The 17,074-nt window shown below is 63.3% G+C and carries 14 protein-coding genes; 12 read left to right on the top strand and 2 right to left on the bottom strand.

The features are described from left to right. Window positions 1–271 precede the first annotated feature (271 nt). The 6 genes from ACGYLO_RS13970 (at window position 272) to ligD (ending at window position 6,876) form a co-directional block, all read left to right on the top strand. Entirely contained in the window at window positions 272–889 is a 618-nt protein-coding gene (locus ACGYLO_RS13970) for a hypothetical protein (RefSeq protein ID WP_168613080.1), read from the top strand. Further along, a complete protein-coding gene (locus ACGYLO_RS13965) occupies window positions 886–1,284 on the top strand; it encodes a phage holin family protein (RefSeq protein ID WP_271689685.1) in 399 nt (132 codons plus the stop codon). The genes ACGYLO_RS13970 and ACGYLO_RS13965 overlap by 4 nt, the downstream gene beginning before the upstream one ends. Then, complete coding sequence (locus tag ACGYLO_RS13960) at window positions 1,274–2,545, top strand: DUF3618 domain-containing protein (RefSeq protein ID WP_271689684.1); 1,272 nt, start codon at window positions 1,274–1,276, stop codon at window positions 2,543–2,545. The genes ACGYLO_RS13965 and ACGYLO_RS13960 overlap by 11 nt, the downstream gene beginning before the upstream one ends. Before the next feature lie 74 nt (window positions 2,546–2,619). Beyond that, on the top strand, window positions 2,620–3,567 hold the full coding sequence (locus ACGYLO_RS13955; protein WP_271689683.1) for a YihY/virulence factor BrkB family protein: 948 nt from the start codon (window positions 2,620–2,622) through the stop codon (window positions 3,565–3,567). Between the two features lie 10 nt (window positions 3,568–3,577). Further along, window positions 3,578–4,417: a Ku protein gene (locus ACGYLO_RS13950; protein ID WP_271689682.1), complete on the top strand. Its 840-nt coding sequence runs from the start codon at window positions 3,578–3,580 to the stop codon at window positions 4,415–4,417. After that, on the top strand, window positions 4,417–6,876 hold the full coding sequence (ligD, locus tag ACGYLO_RS13945) for a DNA ligase D (protein WP_271689681.1): 2,460 nt from the start codon (window positions 4,417–4,419) through the stop codon (window positions 6,874–6,876). The genes ACGYLO_RS13950 and ligD overlap by 1 nt, the downstream gene beginning before the upstream one ends. Window positions 6,877–6,914: 38 nt before the next feature. On the opposite strand, the gene ACGYLO_RS13940 is transcribed toward ligD, so the two are convergent. Continuing rightward, window positions 6,915–8,069 (bottom strand): PLP-dependent aspartate aminotransferase family protein, encoded by a 1,155-nt coding sequence (locus ACGYLO_RS13940; RefSeq protein ID WP_271689680.1) that lies wholly within the window; start codon window positions 8,067–8,069, stop codon window positions 6,915–6,917. A gap of 168 nt (window positions 8,070–8,237) precedes the next feature. On the opposite strand from ACGYLO_RS13940, the gene ACGYLO_RS13935 reads away from it, so the two are divergent. The 4 genes from ACGYLO_RS13935 (at window position 8,238) to ACGYLO_RS13920 (ending at window position 12,349) form a co-directional block, all read left to right on the top strand. Then, window positions 8,238–9,449 carry a bifunctional alpha/beta hydrolase/OsmC family protein gene (locus tag ACGYLO_RS13935; protein WP_271689679.1) on the top strand — a complete coding sequence of 404 codons (1,212 nt, stop codon included), beginning with the start codon at window positions 8,238–8,240 and terminating at the stop codon, window positions 9,447–9,449. A gap of 315 nt (window positions 9,450–9,764) precedes the next feature. Then, the gene (purB, locus tag ACGYLO_RS13930) at window positions 9,765–11,069 is read left to right on the top strand and encodes an adenylosuccinate lyase (protein ID WP_271689678.1); all 1,305 of its coding nucleotides are present in this window, start codon (window positions 9,765–9,767) and stop codon (window positions 11,067–11,069) included. A gap of 74 nt (window positions 11,070–11,143) precedes the next feature. After that, the gene (locus tag ACGYLO_RS13925) at window positions 11,144–11,302 is read left to right on the top strand and encodes a hypothetical protein (RefSeq protein WP_162931827.1); all 159 of its coding nucleotides are present in this window, start codon (window positions 11,144–11,146) and stop codon (window positions 11,300–11,302) included. Window positions 11,303–11,440: 138 nt separating this feature from the next. Next, complete coding sequence (locus tag ACGYLO_RS13920) at window positions 11,441–12,349, top strand: lysophospholipid acyltransferase family protein (protein WP_394376862.1); 909 nt, start codon at window positions 11,441–11,443, stop codon at window positions 12,347–12,349. Window positions 12,350–12,358: 9 nt separating this feature from the next. Here the strand turns inward: ACGYLO_RS13920 and ACGYLO_RS13915 are convergent, their stop codons facing one another. Next, on the bottom strand, window positions 12,359–13,069 hold the full coding sequence (locus ACGYLO_RS13915) for a thioredoxin family protein (protein ID WP_271689675.1): 711 nt from the start codon (window positions 13,067–13,069) through the stop codon (window positions 12,359–12,361). A gap of 252 nt (window positions 13,070–13,321) precedes the next feature. Between ACGYLO_RS13915 and acnA the strand changes: the two genes are divergently transcribed. Continuing rightward, window positions 13,322–16,096: an aconitate hydratase AcnA gene (acnA, locus tag ACGYLO_RS13910; protein WP_271689674.1), complete on the top strand. Its 2,775-nt coding sequence runs from the start codon at window positions 13,322–13,324 to the stop codon at window positions 16,094–16,096. Between the two features lie 143 nt (window positions 16,097–16,239). Beyond that, entirely contained in the window at window positions 16,240–17,052 is an 813-nt protein-coding gene (locus ACGYLO_RS13905) for a hypothetical protein (protein ID WP_271689673.1), read from the top strand. The last annotated feature ends 22 nt before the right edge of the window (window positions 17,053–17,074 follow it).

Below are 17,074 nucleotides of genomic sequence, written 5' to 3'. Positions count from 1 at the left end.
CTATGTTAAGCGGCGGCGCGTCCAATCGGGGCGCGCCGCTTGCGTTTGCGCGCTCGGCGGGCTTCTGCGCCCGTTTAATTCCTATAGGCCAAAGGGTTCCCAGCATTCTTTTGCCCCGGCGGGGGAACCGCCCGCGGCGTCAGTCGTTGGACTGTAGATAAGATATTTGCTGCAGACGAATGGAGGGACCCATGCACGGAATTTTCTACCTCATCGGCCTGATCGTGGTCGTTCTCGCGATCCTGAATCTCGTATTTTAAAGGAGGTCACCATGCCCGACAACAACACCACACAGACCCAAAGCGCCGCCGCCAAAGAGCAGGCGACCGCTGCAAAAGACAAAGCTGCCGCCGCCGCGAGCAACGCTGCTGAATCCGCCAAGGCGCAGGCCCGCGACGTGGCCGACACCGTATCCGCCGAAGCGACCAACTATGCCTACCAAGCGCGCGACACCGCTGCTGATGAGGTCAAGGGTGTGGCCTCTGCCCTACGCACCGCGGCTGATGAGCTGCGCAGCGGCTCCCCGCAGGAGCGCAGCTTTAGCCAGCTGGCCGACGGCCTTGCCGATGTCTCTGACAGCATGCGCGACAAGGACTTGGGCGAAATGATGGGCGACCTGAACGGTTTCGCCAAGCGCAACCCGATGGTCTTCCTCGGTGGCGCTGCCCTTTTGGGCTTCGTGGCAACCCGTTTCGCCAAAGCCTCCAGCGATCGGCCTCAGGGCGGCTACGGCGGCACCGGCGTCGAATATGACGACGATGACCGCATCGACCGCCCCATGACCGGCACGCCGCCCACCGGTGCTGCCAGCACCGTGCCCGGCCGCACCGCCGCTCAGCCGACAACTCAGCCTGCCGCGCCCAACGTCGTTACAGGAGATAAAGTATGACCACCGAAAGCAATAAATCCGCCGGGAGCCTGCTGACCGAAGCCCTCTCCCACGTCAGTTCGCTGATGCGCAAAGAGGTCGATCTGGCCCGCGCCGAGGTGAATGAGAACCTGAAACATGCGGGCGTGGCCATTGGCCTGATCGTCGGCGCCGTGGTTGTGGCCCTCACCGCCCTGAACGTGCTGAGCGCCGCCCTCGTGGCCGCCCTGACCGAAGCTGGCATCGCCGCCGGTTGGTCCGCCGTGATCGTGGGCGTTCTTCTGGCCATCGTCGCCTATGTGATGATCCAGAAAGGCACCAATGATCTGAAGTTCAGCAGCCTTGCACCGAGCCGCACCGCCAAAAACGTCAAGCGTGACGCAGAGACCATGAAGGAGGTCTACGATGACAAATGACTCCAGAAACCCCGAAGAAATTGAACGCGAAATCGAGCGGGAGCGTGCCGGTCTGGCCGATACGCTGGACGATCTGCAAGACCGCTTTTCGGTCGAAGGCATCGCGCGTCAGTTTTCTGACCAGTTCCGCGAGCATGGCGGCGACTGGGGTCGCTCCATCTCTGACGCGGCCAAGCGCAACCCGGTCGCATTGGCGCTGACAGGTGCGGGCCTTGCGTGGATGATGTTCGGCAGCGGCAACAGCCGTGACCGCCGGGGCTACGAAGGTCTGGACCGCGACCGCGCACATCCCGTGCCGGTACCAGTGACCAATACCGAAAACCGCCCCGCCGTGCGCGACGCGCGCCGTTCCTCTGCCCCCGCAAGCGCCTATGCCACCAGCTATGGCTCCGAACGCGGCGCGGCTGATGATGTACCTGCATGGGCCCGTGACGTGCATCACGACGACGATGATGGCCGTGGTTTGGGTGATCGTGCCCGCTCTGCCGCAGGCAGCGTGAAAGGGGCCGCAGGCTCCGCCGCGAGCGGTGTATCCGGTGCCGCAGGCTCGGCTGCTGGCAGCGTCAAGGGCGCTGCAAGCTCGGCTGCCGGGCGTGCCCGCTCCGCCGGTTCCTCGGTCGCCAGTGGCGCTCGTTATGCCCGTGACCGCGCGTCCTATGGCACCCGTTCCGCCGTGGACAGCATCCGCAACACCGCCAGCGGCGCGGCCCACAGCGTACGCGACAGCGCGAATGCCGCCAATGAGCGTGCCCATGCCATGCGGGACCGTCTGTCGGAAGGCACTGAAAACATGACCGCCGAAGCGCGTGAGCGCATCGTGATGGCCCGTGCCCGCGCCGTGGATGCGTGGAACGCCAGTGGCCGCTATGCCCGTCAGGGCCGTGAGCGTGCCTCGGACATGTTCGAAGAGCATCCGATGGTCGCCGGTGCGCTGGCCCTCGCAGTGGGTGCCGCAATCGGCGCCGCCCTGCCCCGCAGCCGCACCGAAGACGCCTATATGGGCGAGCACAGCGATGCGCTCTTTAACGAGGCCGAGCGTATCTACGCGGAAGAGCGTGACAAGCTGGGCAAGGTCGCCAAGGCCGCGACGGATGAGGCAGGCAAAGTCTTGAAAGAGACCAAAGACAATGCCGATGCCGCCGCCGACGAAGAGACCGCCGCCGATGCCGCCGTGAAAAAGGCAAAGGAAAGCGGTCAGCGCGTCGCGGACGCGGCTAAAAGCGAAGCCGACAAGCAAAAGCTCGGCGACGTGAAGAGCTAAGCCAAGCCACGCCCGCTCCCGACCTCGGGGGCGGGCATATTTTACGATACGAATTCAACGTCAAAGGACCAGATATGGCGCGCGGACGGAAAGCGGAAACGCCGATGGAGATACCGGCCCCCGGATGGAAAGACATCCTATTGCGGGTCAAGGATGAGATCGCCGCCGATCATGTGTCGCTTGTCGCCGCTGGTGTCGCCTTTTACGCATTGCTGGCAATCTTCCCCGCCGTGACCGCCCTGATGGCGCTGGCCGGTCTGGTGATGGAGCCCGCGCAGGTTACGGCGCAGTTGGAATCCCTCGTGAACCTCATTCCCGAAGAAGCCGCCAATATCATCCTCGGCCAAGCCGTCGCCGTGACCGGGTCGGAAGAGACAGGCCTCGGCTGGGCCTTTCTGATCGGTCTGGGCCTCGCGCTCTACTCCGCCTCTAAGGGTGTAGGCAGTCTGATGGAAGGTCTCAACGTCGCCTATGACGAGGATGAGACCCGCGGTTTCGTCTCCAAACTGATCTGGACGCTTGGCCTCACCCTCATGCTGATCGGCGTGCTGCTTTTGGGCCTTGCGGCCACGTTGGCTGTGCCCGCTGTGGTCGCCTTTCTCGCCCTGCCCGATTGGGTCGAGACGCTGCTCACCTACGGCAGCTGGGTGCTGCTTGCCGCACTTACCGCGCTCGCTCTGGCCGTGCTTTACCGCTACGGCCCCGCCCGCGACGATGCGGAGTGGAAATGGCTCACCCCCGGCTCCATCATCGCCTGCATCTTGTGGATCGTCGCCTCCATCGGGTTTTCGATCTACGTCAGCAACTTCGGCAGCTACAATGAAAGTTTCGGCAGCATGGCCGGGGCGATCATCCTGCTGATGTGGCTCTGGATCTCGGCTTTCATCGTGCTTCTGGGGGCTGAGTTCAACTCCGAGATGGAGGCCCAGACCCGCAAGGACAGCACCACCGGCCCGGATGAGCCGATGGGCCAACGCGACGCGGTCAAAGCCGATAAGCTGGGCCGCGCGAAGGGCAAATAGGAGAGTTCTCATGGCACCGCGCGCACTTTGGAAAGGTCAACTTCGCCTCTCGCTGGTGTCGATCCCGGTTGAGATATTCTCGGCCACCAAGACCAGTTCCAAGGTCTCCTTCCGGCAAATTCACAAACCCTCGGGCAAGCGGGTCCGCTATGAGAAATCCGTGCCCGGCATCGGCCCGGTCAAGGCCGAGGATATCGTCAAAGGCTATGAGGTCGGCAGCGACGAATATATCCTGCTCGACCCCGATGAGGTGGATGAGATCAAGCTGGAGACGAAAAAGACCTTTGAGTTGGTGCAATTCGTCGATGTCTGCGAAATCTCTCCGCTCTATTTCGACAAACCCTATTACATCACCGCTTCCGACGATCTGGCCCAAGACGCCTACCGCGTGGTGCGCGATGCGCTGCGCCAATCCGGCAAGGTTGGTCTGGGTCAAGTCACCATGCGCGGCAAGGAATATCTGGCCTGCGTCAAACCCTGCGGCGACGGGCTGTTGATGGAGACGCTGCACTATGCCGATGAGCTGCGCGAGGCGGATCAGATTTTCACCGATATCGAGGACGACAAGACCGACAAGGAACTGCTCGACGTCGCGACCTCGCTCATCGACAAGAAAACCGCGCCCTTCGACGCCTCCGCCTATACCGACAAATATGCCGAGGCGATGCAAAAGCTGTTGGATGCGAAGGTAAAGAACAAAAAGACCCCGCGCGTGCAGACCGGGGATGACAGCGCCGCCGAGGGCGAGAATGTGATCGACCTCATGGGCGCGCTGAAAGAGAGCCTGAAAGAAGCGGGCGGCGGGAAATCCAGCGCCAAGAAAAAGGCGCCGCGTAAGAAGGCCTCGTGATGGCCAAATCCCCAGACAGGCTGGCCAGCTACAACGCCAAACGCGATTTCGAGGCGACAGCGGAACCGCGCGGCCAGATCGGCAGCGGCGCGGGGCAAAGCTTTGTCGTTCAGAAACACGATGCCACCCGCTTGCACTATGATTTTCGCCTTGAATGGGAGGGGGTGCTGCTAAGCTGGGCTGTCACCAAAGGCCCCTCCCCCGACCCGTCGGAAAAACGTCTTGCCGTGCGGACCGAGGACCACCCGCTCGACTACGGCGGCTTTGAGGGGACGATTCCCAAGGGGCAATATGGCGGCGGTACGGTCATGCTCTGGGATCGGGGCACATGGATGCCGCAGGGCGATGTGGCCAAGGGGCTGAAAGACGGCAAGCTCAAGTTCACGCTGCAAGGCCAGCACATGCAGGGCGGTTGGACGCTGGTGCGGATGCGGGGCCGGGAAAAGCGCGAGAATTGGCTGCTGATCAAAGAGCGCGACGACTATGCCCGCGACCTGCCCGATGGGCTGACCAAAGGCACCGCCCGGTCGATCACAACGGGCCGCACAATGGCCGAGATCGCCAAGGACGCCCCCGCCAAAGAGGTCGCCGCCCCACGCCCCAAGCGCAAAGGCAAGAACCCCGCTTTCGTCAAACCTCAGCTTGCCACCCTCGTCGCCGACGCGCCCGAGGGGGACGGTTGGATGCATGAGACGAAGTTCGACGGCTACCGCTGTCTGGTGTCCCTGGGCAAGAACGGCACGCGGCTTTTCACCCGCTCCGGCAAAGATTGGACCGATAAGTTCGGCGCGCTTGGGGCCGCCTTTGATCCGCTGCCCTGCGACCGGGCGCTCTTGGACGGAGAGGTCATGGCGGCCAAGACCAACGGCTCGGCCTTCTCCTCGCTGCAAAAAGCGCTGAAAGAGGGGCATCCTCTGGTCTTTTACGCCTTTGATCTGCTGTCGCTCGACGGCGAGGATTTTCGCGACGCGCCGCAGATGGACCGCCGCGCGCGTCTGGCGCAGTTGCTATCCGGCGTGCCCGCAGGCGGGCCGCTGCGGCTGAGTGAACATATCGTCGGCCATGGCTCCGAAGTCTTCGACCGCGCCTGCAAAGCCGGGGCCGAGGGGATCATCTCCAAACGCATCGACGCGCCCTATGCTGGTAGGCGCAGCAAAAGCTGGCTCAAGGTCAAATGCACCCGGCGGCAGGAATTCGTCATCATCGGCTATTCCCCCTCCGATAAAAAGGGCCGCGCCTTTGCCTCGCTCCTGCTGGGCAGCCATGAGGGCGGCGAATTGCGCTATAAGGGCCGCGTCGGCACAGGGTTTTCCGAGGAGGTGATGGCCGACCTCGCCCGCGCCATGACCGCCCGCAAGACCCCGCCCGCAAGCGATGTGCCTGCGGAGGTGGCGCGCGATGCCAAATGGGTCCGCGCCGATCTGGTGGCCGAGGTCGACTTTGCCGAGTTTACCGCCGATGGCGTGATCCGGCACGGCAGTTTTCTGGGCCTGCGCGAAGATAAGGACGCGGGCAGCGTGACCGTGGAGGAACCGCAAGAGGAGCCTAAAATGGATAGCGACAGCAAGATCGGCGGCGTGCAGATCAGCAACGCCGACCGCAGAGTCTTCCCCGATGCGGGCTGCACCAAAGGTGATGTGGCACGGCATTACGAACGTGTCGGGGCGCGGATGATCGACCTCATGGGCCACCGCCCGCTGTCACTCTTTCGCTGCCCTTCGGGGATTGACGGGCAATGTTTCTTTCAAAAACACGACAGCGGCGGGATGCCCGACGCGCTGTCGCGCGTCTCGATCGAGGAAAGCGATGGCGACGCGGCGGATTACCTCTATGCCACGCGCCCCGAAAGCCTGATCGCGGCGGCGCAGATGGGCAGTTTGGAATATCACATCTGGGGCGCGCGGGTGGACCGGCTGGACCGCCCCGACAGGCTGGTTTTTGATCTCGACCCCGATGAAGGGCTGGACTGGGCCGAAGTCCGCGCGGCAGCGTTTGAGCTGCGCGATGCGCTGGCGGCCCTCGGCCTGCAATCGGGGGCCATCGTCACCGGCGGCAAGGGCGTGCATGTCTGGCTGGCCCTGCGCCGCACGCGCGGTTGGGAGACGGTCAAACTTTTCGCCAAGACCTTTGCCCATGTCATGGCCGCGCAAGACCCCGACCGCTATGTCGCGACCATGTCCAAGGCCAAGCGCAAGGGCCGGATTTTCATCGACTGGCTGCGCAATGAACGCGGTGCCACGGCCATCGCGCCCTACTCCCTCCGCGCGCGCCCCGGTGCGCCGGTCGCCGTGCCGGTGACTTGGGAGGAATTAGAGACGCTCGACAGCGCGAATGGCTTCCACATGGGCGATATGGCCGCGCGGCTGGACCAGCCCTGCCCGGCACTGGCGGTGCAGGAGGATCTGCAATCGCTGACTGATGGGGTGATCGATAAGTTGCAGGAATGGTCTGAACGGTGAGGCAAGATTGGCCGCGAGGGTGCGCGGCCAATTTCGTTTTACTGCCCGAGCGCTTGGCCCAGATCAGCGCCAAGGTCTTCGACATCCTCGATCCCGACCGACAGGCGCAACAGCCCCTCGGGGATCCCGGTATGCGGCTCGATCGTGTGGCGATGCTCGACAAGGCTTTCCACCCCGCCGAGCGAGGTCGCGCGGTGGAACAGTTGCAACCGCCCCGCCGCTTTCAACGCCGCCTCGGCCCCGCCTTTGACGACAAAGGACAACAGCCCGCCATAGCCCCCGTGCATCTGCTGCGCGGCCAGCGCATGGCCGGGGTGGTCCGGCAGGCCGGGGTACATCACCTGTTCCACCTGCGGATGATCCGACAGGAACTCGGCCAAGGCCATGGCATTGCGTGACATTTCGCGCATCCTGAGCGGCAGGGTCCGCATCCCACGCGCCAGCAACCATGCCTCCATCGGGCCGATCACCGCGCCCGCCTCATTGCGGTCGTCGCGGATCATCTGCCAGCGCGGCGTCTCGGCGTCATTGGTGGCGAGCGATCCGGCCAGAACATCGGAATGGCCGTTGATCCCCTTGGTCGCCGAATGCATCACGATATCCGCGCCATGCTCCAACGGGTGGCTCAGCACCGGCGAGGCTGCGGTGCTGTCGACCACCAGCGTCGCGCCCACCTCATGCGCGGCGGCAGCGGCCCCGGCGATATCGGTGATCCGCAGCCACGGGTTCGACGGCGTCTCGATCAGGCAGAGGTCAGGCTTTTCGGCGCGGCACAGGGCGGCAAAGGCATCAAGGTCGCTCGCGTCCACCTCATGCAGCGCGATCTGGCGCCGGGCGCAGAAATCGCGGATCCATTTCGTCGTGCCCCAGTAAATCTGGCTCTGCACCACCACGCTCGCCCCATTGGGCACGGTGCGAAAGACCGCCGCGATGGCCGCCATGCCCGAGGGGAAGATCAGCGTCTCGTCGGCCCCTTCGAGCGCGTTCAGCAGACGCTCTGCCACACGGGTATTTTCGTTATGCGAGCGCAAATAGACGTTGTCGGGATTGACCAGATCGTAATTCTCATCCCGCAGATAGGTGGTGGCGAATTGCACCGGCGGCACCACCCCGCCCGAGGCAGGGTCGACGGTGCCCGCGGCTTGGGCCGCGATGGTGGCAGGGTGCAGGTTCGGTTTGGGGGGCTGGGCCAAGATATGTCTCCGACAGGGGTTTTGCACAAGTCGTATACAAAGCAACAACCGGGGGCAAATGCGATCACGCGCAGTGCTTTCGCGTCACGCTTGGGTGAGCGCGCGGCCCCGGCCCTTGATCCGCCCGCTAGAGATGTCACCTTTAGGCCAAGCAAATTGGAGAGCCTCATGGCCATCGAACGCATCACCTTTCCCGGCCCGGGCGGCACGGAACTCTCCGCACGGCTGGACATGCCGGAGGGGCCGCATCTGGCGACCGCGCTTTTCGCGCATTGTTTCACCTGCGGCAAAGACATCCCCGCCGCGCGGCGCATCGCGGGCCGTTTGGCGGCGATGGGGATTGCGGTGCTGCGCTTTGACTTCACCGGGCTGGGGCATTCCGAGGGCGATTTCGAGGAGACGTCGTTCTCGTCCAACGTCGATGATCTGCTCGCCGCTTGCCGCTATCTGTCGGGCCGTGACATGGCCCCCGCCCTTTTGATCGGCCATTCACTTGGCGGGGCGGCAGTGCTTAAAGCCGCAGCCCAACTGCCCCATGTCAGCGCCGTCGCCACGCTTGGCGCGCCTTTCGATCCGGCCCATGTGACCCATAACTTCGCCGAGAGTCTGCCCGAGATTTCTGAAAATGGCAGTGCCGAGGTCAATCTCGGCGGGCGGCCCTTCACCATCAGTCAGGGGTTCATCGACGATCTGCAGGGGGCCACGCTTGCCCCCGATATCGCGGGGCTGAAAGCCGCCCTGCTGGTGATGCATGCGCCGCGCGACGAGATCGTCAGCATCGACAACGCCGGACAGATTTTCATGGCCGCGAAACACCCCAAAAGTTTCGTGACCCTCGACGACGCCGACCACCTGATCACCCGCCCACGCGATGCCGAATATGCGGCAGAGATCATCGCCACATGGGCGGATCGCTACATGGCGCTGAAATCCCCCGCCCCGCCCCCCGGCGCGCCGGAAGGGATCGTGCGCGTGACCGAAGCGGATGCCGATGGGTTCTTGCAAGATGTGAACGCAGGCCCGCATCATCACGCTCTGGCGGATGAGCCGCGGGCCTATGGCGGCACCAACCGCGGCATGTCTCCCTATGGGTTTCTGTCTGCGGGCTTGGGCGCTTGCACCTCGATGACCATTCGCATGTATGCCCGGCGCAAGGGCTGGCCGCTCGACGGCGTGAGCGTGGATGTCTGCCACGACAAGGTGCACGCGCAGGACGCATGCACCGGCGCAGTAGAGAAGATCGACACTTGGCGGCGGCGTATCCGGCTGGAGGGGGATTTGACCGAGGAGCAGCGCCAGCGGTTGTTGGAGATCGCGGACAAGTGTCCGGTGCATCGGACGTTGGAGCGGAGTTCGACGGTGGTGACCGAACTGCTTTAGCTACAACAGGTTTACCATCCCGGCCCGGAATCAAGCCGCAGGCGCCGGGCCATCGTCTGCCCGCCCGTCACGCCAAAGGCGTGCCGATATACACTGGCGCACCTTTGGTGCGACCGGGTAGGCGATTTGGTGAGGCCGGGCGTAACCTCGCGAGCGCACATCATGGTTGAGCCATAAAGTGGCACCGACTTACGTATGATCGCCGACCCGCGGGCAGGCGATGGCCCTCGTCATCCTCCCCCCTCAGACTTGTCCTTAACCCCAAGTCAGTCTATGCCGCCCTTGACCCATCCCCTGTCCTAAAAAGGTGCGCGCATGATCCCCCGCTACTCCCGTCCCGATATGGTTGCCGTCTGGTCGCCGGAAACGAAATTCCGCATCTGGTTCGAGATCGAGGCCCATGCCTGCGACGCCATGGCCGATCTGGGCACCATCCCGCGCGAAAACGCCGACGCCGTGTGGAAAGCCAAGGACGTCGAATTCGACGTGGCCCGCATCGACGAGATCGAAGCCGTGACCAAACATGACGTCATCGCCTTCCTTACGCATCTGGCCGAACATGTCGGCAGCGACGAGGCGCGTTTCGTGCATCAGGGGATGACCTCCTCCGACGTGCTCGACACTTGTTTCAACGTGCAACTGACCCGTGCCGCCGACCTGCTGCTCGACGGTATGGACAAGCTGCTCGCCGCGCTGAAGAAACGCGCGCTTGAGCATAAAGACACCGTGCGCGTGGGCCGCAGCCACGGCATCCACGCAGAACCCACCACCATGGGCCTCACCTTTGCCCGTTTCTATGCCGAGATGGACCGCAACCGCGCCCGCCTCGTCGCCGCGCGTGAGGAGATTGCCACCGGTGCAATCTCGGGCGCTGTCGGCACTTTCGCCAATATCGACCCGCGCGTCGAAGAGCATGTCTGTGAGAAATTGGGCCTCAACCCCGAGCCGATCTCGACCCAAGTCATCCCGCGCGACCGTCATGCGATGTTCTTTGCCACGCTCGGCGTCATCGCCAGCAGCATTGAAAACGTCGCGATCGAGATTCGCCACATGCAGCGTACCGAGGTGCTGGAGGGGGCGGAATTCTTCTCCATGGGGCAAAAAGGCTCCTCGGCCATGCCGCATAAGAAGAACCCGGTGTTGACCGAGAACCTGACTGGGCTTGCCCGCCTCGTGCGCATGTCGGTGATCCCGGCGATGGAGAACGTGGCGCTTTGGCACGAGCGCGACATCTCGCATTCCTCCGTCGAGCGCGGCATCGGCCCCGATGCCACCGTGACGCTGGACTTCGCCCTGCACCGTCTGGCGGGCGTCGTCGACAAGATGCTGATCTTCCCCGACAACATGCTGGAAAACATGAACAAGTTCCCCGGCCTTGTGATGAGTCAGCGGGTGCTTCTGGCCCTGACCCAAGCGGGGGTGAGCCGTGAGGATGCCTATTCCATGGTGCAACGCAACGCACTGAAGGTCTGGGAAGAACGGCTCGATTTCCGCGATCTGCTGCTGGCCGATGAAGAGGTCGTCGCCGCCTTGGGCGAAGACGGCATCAATGAGAAATTCGACATGGGCTACCACACCAAACATGTCGACACGATCTTCAAGCGCGTCTTCGGCGCGTAACACGCGGATCGTAACGCTTTGAGATTGGCGCGGGTGGGTGTACCCTATCCGCGCCTGTCAAAGGAGCAAACGACATGAAACTCGCACTGACACTCGGCGCCCTCATGGCGCTCACGGCCCCCTCCCTCGCCCTCGCCTCGGGCTGCGTCCATGACAAACAGGTCATGACCTGTGCGGAGGGTATGAAACTCGACATCAGCAGCGGCACCTGCGTGCCGGACGCCACCGCCTAAGCTTTCCACCGGCGGCAAAGTACAATGCCCCCTGCCCGGGCCTCTGACGGCTGACCCCGGCCTATGCCGCCCGGCATGGCTTGTTGCGCGCGTCGGCGCAGGCTATGTCAGGAAAAGTTTAACAGCCTGTCAGAGCCCATGTCGGACCCAGCCACCAAAGCCAAAAAGCCCTATCCCTTCGGTCGCCGGGCCCGGCATTACCTTAGCAACCTGCTGATCGTCGGCATCATCCGCACAGCTTTGGCCCTGCCATATAAGACGCGGGTCGGCTTTGTCGGCGGATTGGTGCAGCATATTCTGGCCCCGCTCGCGGGCTACCGCCGCCGTGCGCTGGACAATCTTGAGCATGTCTGGCCCGAGATGCCGCTTGCCCGGCGTGAGGAAATCGCGACCCGCTGCCTCAACAATCTCGGGCGGTCTTTTATCGAGAATTACTCCGCCGAGGACTTTCCCAAACGCATGGCCGAGATCGCACCGCAAGGGCCGGGCATGGCGGCGCTGGAAGAGGCCAACCGCACGGGCCAGCCGGTGATCCTCGTGACCGGGCATTACGGCAATTACGAAGCGGCGCGGGCCTCCCTCGTGGCGCGGGGCTATGACATCGGCGGGCTCTACCGCGAGATGAAAAACCTCTATTTCAACGCGCATTACGTCAAAACGCTCGAAGCTTTCGGCGGGCCAGTGTTTCCCCAAGGGCGGCGCGGCACGGCGGGCTTCGTGCGGCATCTGAAACAGGGCGGTCGGCTGGTGCTGCTGTTCGACCAACATGTCATCCGCGCGCCGATCCTCGATTTCATCGGCAAGCCTGCCCGCACCGCTATCTCGGCGGCGGAACTGGCGCTGCGCTATAATGCGCTGCTGATCCCCTTTTACGGCATTCGTCAGGACGATGGCGTCAGCTTTGACGTGGTGCTCGAAGCGCCGGTGCCGCATAGCGATCCGATGACCATGACGCAGGCGCTAAACGACAGTCTGACCGCGCAGGTCACCAAAACGCCGGAACAGTGGTTCTGGGTGCACCGCCGCTGGCGGCCTCACGAAACCTAACGGCGCGCCTTACTTGGCTCGCGCGGCGGCGAGGATCGCCCCCGGCCCGCCCTGCTCTTTGCGCTGAACGATGACCACGACGGGCAGATCGCCCTCGGCCTCGGCACGCAGTGACAGGGGCGCCGCCCCGTCCCAGTCCGCCAAGACCTGCCAGCCCTGCACCACGTTGCTGTGCTCCATAACATGGCCCGCGTTCTCACCCCGGGTGACCTTGGTCCGCTCCATCGGGGAATAGCGCAGCATGTGGACCTGCATCGGCCCCACGCCTTTGGCCAAAGGATCTGCCGTGATCTCAACCGCTGCACCTGACCGCGCGACCGTCAGCGCCACTTGCGGCGCGGCCTCTGCGTGACGTTCGACCGCGTCCATCAGTTTCATCGGTTTCGCGCCGACGATATCGGTCTGCCCCTGCACGATCAGCTCAGGCGTATAAACGCTGCGCCGCCCGCCGACAGCGGCATAGCCGCGCTGACGCTCGGCATGGGCCGGATCGCCAAAGGGATCCTCCCAGCCGATGTAATCCCAGTAATCCACATGCAGCGCGAGCGCGATGATATCCTCCCGCTCGGCCAATTCGGCGAGCATCGCATCGGCATCGGGGCAAGAGGAACAGCCCTGAGAGGTAAAGAGTTCGACCACCACAGGCTGCTCCTGCTGAGCCTGCAAGGGCTCGGCCAGCAGCGAAAATGCGGCAAGGACGGGAAAAATCAGGGGCTTCATAAAATTCCAGACGGATCAATATCTCGGTGATGGGTTTGGTCTAACGGCCGGGAGGGTAAAATACCAATCAACCTTTGTTGAAACGGCCGTTAGCGCCCACAGCCGCATGCCGCGCATGATGCCCCCTTTAAAGTCGGTACACAATGGTATACAAAATCGCGCGAAACCGCCCGATAACAGTTGAACCGCCGCGCCCGTAGTGGCATTGAGACGGCAATCTAGCCACCCATCAGACCCCGAAGGGAGCCCGCCATGACAATTCAAGTCGGTCACGACAGTGCCAAGACACGGAAAACCCTCACCGTTGGCAGCCAGAACGTCGCCTATTACTCCATCCCCGCCGCCGAAGCGGCTGGTCTGGGCGACTTCTCCAAACTGCCAGCGGCGTTGAAAGTCGTTCTGGAAAACATGCTGCGTTTTGAAGACGGCAAGACCGTCACCCAAGACGACATCAAGGCTTTTGCCGAATGGGCGACCAAGGGCGGCAAGAACCCGCGTGAGATCGCCTACCGTCCGGCCCGCGTGCTGATGCAGGACTTCACCGGTGTGCCGGCTGTTGTTGACCTTGCCGCGATGCGCGATGGTCTGGTGGCGCTTGGTGGCGACGCCGACAAGATCAACCCGCTCAACCCCGTCGACCTCGTCATCGACCACTCGGTGATGATCGACGAGTTCGGCAACCCGCGCGCCTTCCAGATGAACGTGGACCGCGAATATGAGCGCAACATCGAGCGCTATACCTTCCTCAAGTGGGGTCAGAAGGCGTTCAACAACTTCCGCGTTGTGCCCCCCGGCACCGGCATCTGCCACCAGGTGAACCTCGAGTACCTCAGCCAGACCGTCTGGACCGACAAGGACCAGAATGGCGAAGAAGTCGCCTATCCCGACACGCTGGTCGGCACCGACAGCCACACCACCATGGTCAACGGCGCTGCCGTTCTGGGCTGGGGTGTTGGCGGGATCGAGGCCGAGGCCGCGATGCTGGGCCAGCCGATCTCCATGCTGATCCCCGAGGTCGTGGGCTTTGAGCTGACTGGCCGCATGATGGAAGGCACCACCGGCACCGACCTCGTGCTGAAAGTGGTTGAGATGCTGCGCGAAAAAGGCGTGGTCGGCAAGTTCGTGGAATTCTACGGTGACGGCCTTGACCACCTGCCGCTGGCGGACCGTGCGACCATCGCCAACATGGCGCCTGAGTACGGCGCGACCTGTGGCTTCTTCCCGATCGACGATGAAACGCTGCGCTACTTGACCAACACCGGCCGCGACAAGGATCGCGTGGCGCTGGTCAAAGCCTATGCGCAGGAAAACGGCATGTGGCGCGATGCGGATTACGCGCCGGTCTACACCGACACGCTGAGCCTCGACATGGGCACCATCGTGCCTGCGATCTCGGGCCCCAAGCGTCCGCAGGACTACATCGCACTCGACAAGGCGCACACCGCTTTCGCCGAATACGTCAAAGGCATCCGCGAAGGCAAAGACACCTCCGCGAACTCCGAAATCCGTTGGGAAGGCGAAGGCGGCCAGCCCGAGCCGCAGGAAATCCCCGGCGACGAGGGCCACCACAACCGCGGCTATGTGATGACCGACGACGGCCATTACCAGCTGCATGACGGCTCCATCGTGATCGCCTCGATCACCTCCTGCACCAACACCTCGAACCCCTATGTCATGATCGGCGCGGGCCTCGTGGCGCGCAAGGCGCGTGAGCTGGGCCTGACCCGCAAACCTTGGGTCAAGACATCGCTGGCACCGGGCTCGCAGGTCGTATCGCATTACCTTGAGGCCGCGGGCCTGCAAGACGATCTGGACGCCATCGGCTTCAACCTCGTGGGCTACGGCTGCACCACCTGCATCGGCAACTCCGGCCCGCTGGAAGCGCCGATCAGCAAGGCGATCAACGACTATGACCTGATCGGCACCTCGGTGCTTTCGGGCAACCGCAACTTCGAGGGCCGTATCAGCCCCGACGTGCGCGCCAACTACCTCGCCTCCCCGCCCCTCGTGGTGGCCTATGCGCTGGTGGGTGACATGAACCACGACCTGACCAACAGCCCGCTGGGTCAGGACAAGAACGGCAATGACGTCTACCTGAAAGACATCTGGCCCTCGACACAGGAAGTCGCCGAACTGGTCGAACAGACCGTGACGCGCGAAGCCTTCCAAGAGAAATACGCCGATGTCTTCAAGGGCGACGAAAAGTGGCAGGCGGTCGAGACCACCGACAGCAAGACCTACGATTGGCCGCCGCAGTCGACCTATGTTCAGAACCCGCCTTACTTCCAAGGCATGTCGCCCGAGCCGGGCACGATCTCCAACATCGAAGGCGCGAAAGTGCTGGCGGTGCTGGGGGACATGATCACCACCGACCACATCTCGCCTGCCGGTTCCTTTAAGGAAACCACGCCTGCGGGTCAGTACCTGACCGAGCGTCAGGTGCCGGTGCGGGAGTTCAACTCCTACGGTTCGCGTCGCGGCAACCACGAAGTCATGATGCGCGGCACCTTCGCCAACATCCGCATCAAGAACGAGATGCTGGACGGCGTCGAAGGCGGCTACACCAAGGGACCCGATGGCGAGCAGACCTCGATCTTCGATGCCGCCATGGCGCATCAGGAGAACGGCACTCCGCTGGTGATCTTCGGTGGTGAACAGTATGGCGCGGGCTCCTCGCGCGACTGGGCTGCGAAGGGCACCGCCCTTTTGGGTGTGAAGGCCGTGATCGCCGAGAGCTTTGAGCGTATCCACCGCTCCAACCTCGTTGGCATGGGCGTCATCCCCTTCGAGTTCACCGGCGGCGACACCCGCAAATCGCTGGGCCTGACCGGGGATGAGACCGTCTCCATCGAAGGGCTGGACACGATCAAGCCGCTGCAGGAAGTGCCCTGCAAGATCACCATGGCGGATGGCAGCACCAAGGATATCACCCTGAAGTGCCGCATCGATACCGCGATTGAGATCGAATACATTGAGCACGGTGGCGTGCTGCACTATGTGCTGCGCAATCTGGCGAAATCGGCCTAAGCGCCCATCGCCACTGCGAAACAATTCAAGGAGCGGCCCCTGCGGGCCGCTCCTTTTTCTTTGCCTCACGGCCTTGAGCGGGAACCTGCCCGCGCATCACGGGTTGCCTTTCTAAGACGATCGCGTTCGAGGAAGGCACAGCAATGATAGCAGGTTATGCGCTAGGCGCTTTGGGCGCGGTGATCCTTGTTATCGTCCTGCTGGATTTTCTCTATACCGCCATCGGCGCGGCCCCTGTGGCGCCCCTGTCGGAACGGGTGGCGCGGGCGGCGTTCTTTCTCTTCACCAAAGTCATGCCCAAGGGAAACGCCCGTCACCGCCTTTCCGGCCCGGTGGTGATGACGGCCATCGCGGTGACTTGGATCGTGCTCGTCTCCCTCGGCTGGACTTTGGTGTTTCAGCTGAGCCGCGATGCCGTGGTCATGTCGGACAGCACAGAGCCTGCGGGTTTTGTCCGCGACTCCGCCTTTGTGGGTCATCTGCTTTCGACCCTCGGCGGCGGGCCGCTGCAAACGCAAAGCCCCTTCTGGCTGGCGATGTCGGTGCTTGTCGGGGTCAATGGGATGGTGATCCTCACCCTCTCGGTCAGCTTCGTGCTGTCGACCACCACCACGGTCGCGCAAGCGCGGGGGCTTTTGAGCAAGGCGTCGATGTTCGCGGCGGACAGCGATGAGATGAACACGATCATTTTGCCCGCCCTTGCCGATCTTGTGTCGAACCTCAATGCGATGCAATTCGCGCTTTACTACAGCGCCGAACACCCCGCCCGCCGGGTGCCCGCAGGAATGGTGGAACTGGCCGAGCGGGTCGCCCCCTATCCAGAACAGATGCGCCGCCTGCGCATCGCGCTTGAGCCGCTGCCCGGTTTCACCGCGCCCGAGGGCCGCTTGGACCAACTGACCAACGCCCAGTTTATCGACCGCCTGCGCGAATGGGCGCGGCCCTATTCGCTCTGACCCCAAGGAACAGAAGACCGGG

This window comes from Sulfitobacter sp. 1A13353 (assembly GCF_043557255.1).
Classification (GTDB): Bacteria; Pseudomonadota; Alphaproteobacteria; order Rhodobacterales; family Rhodobacteraceae; genus Sulfitobacter; species Sulfitobacter faviae.
Note: the sequence above shows the minus strand (reverse complement) of the source record. Positions and strands in the feature narration are given on the sequence as shown.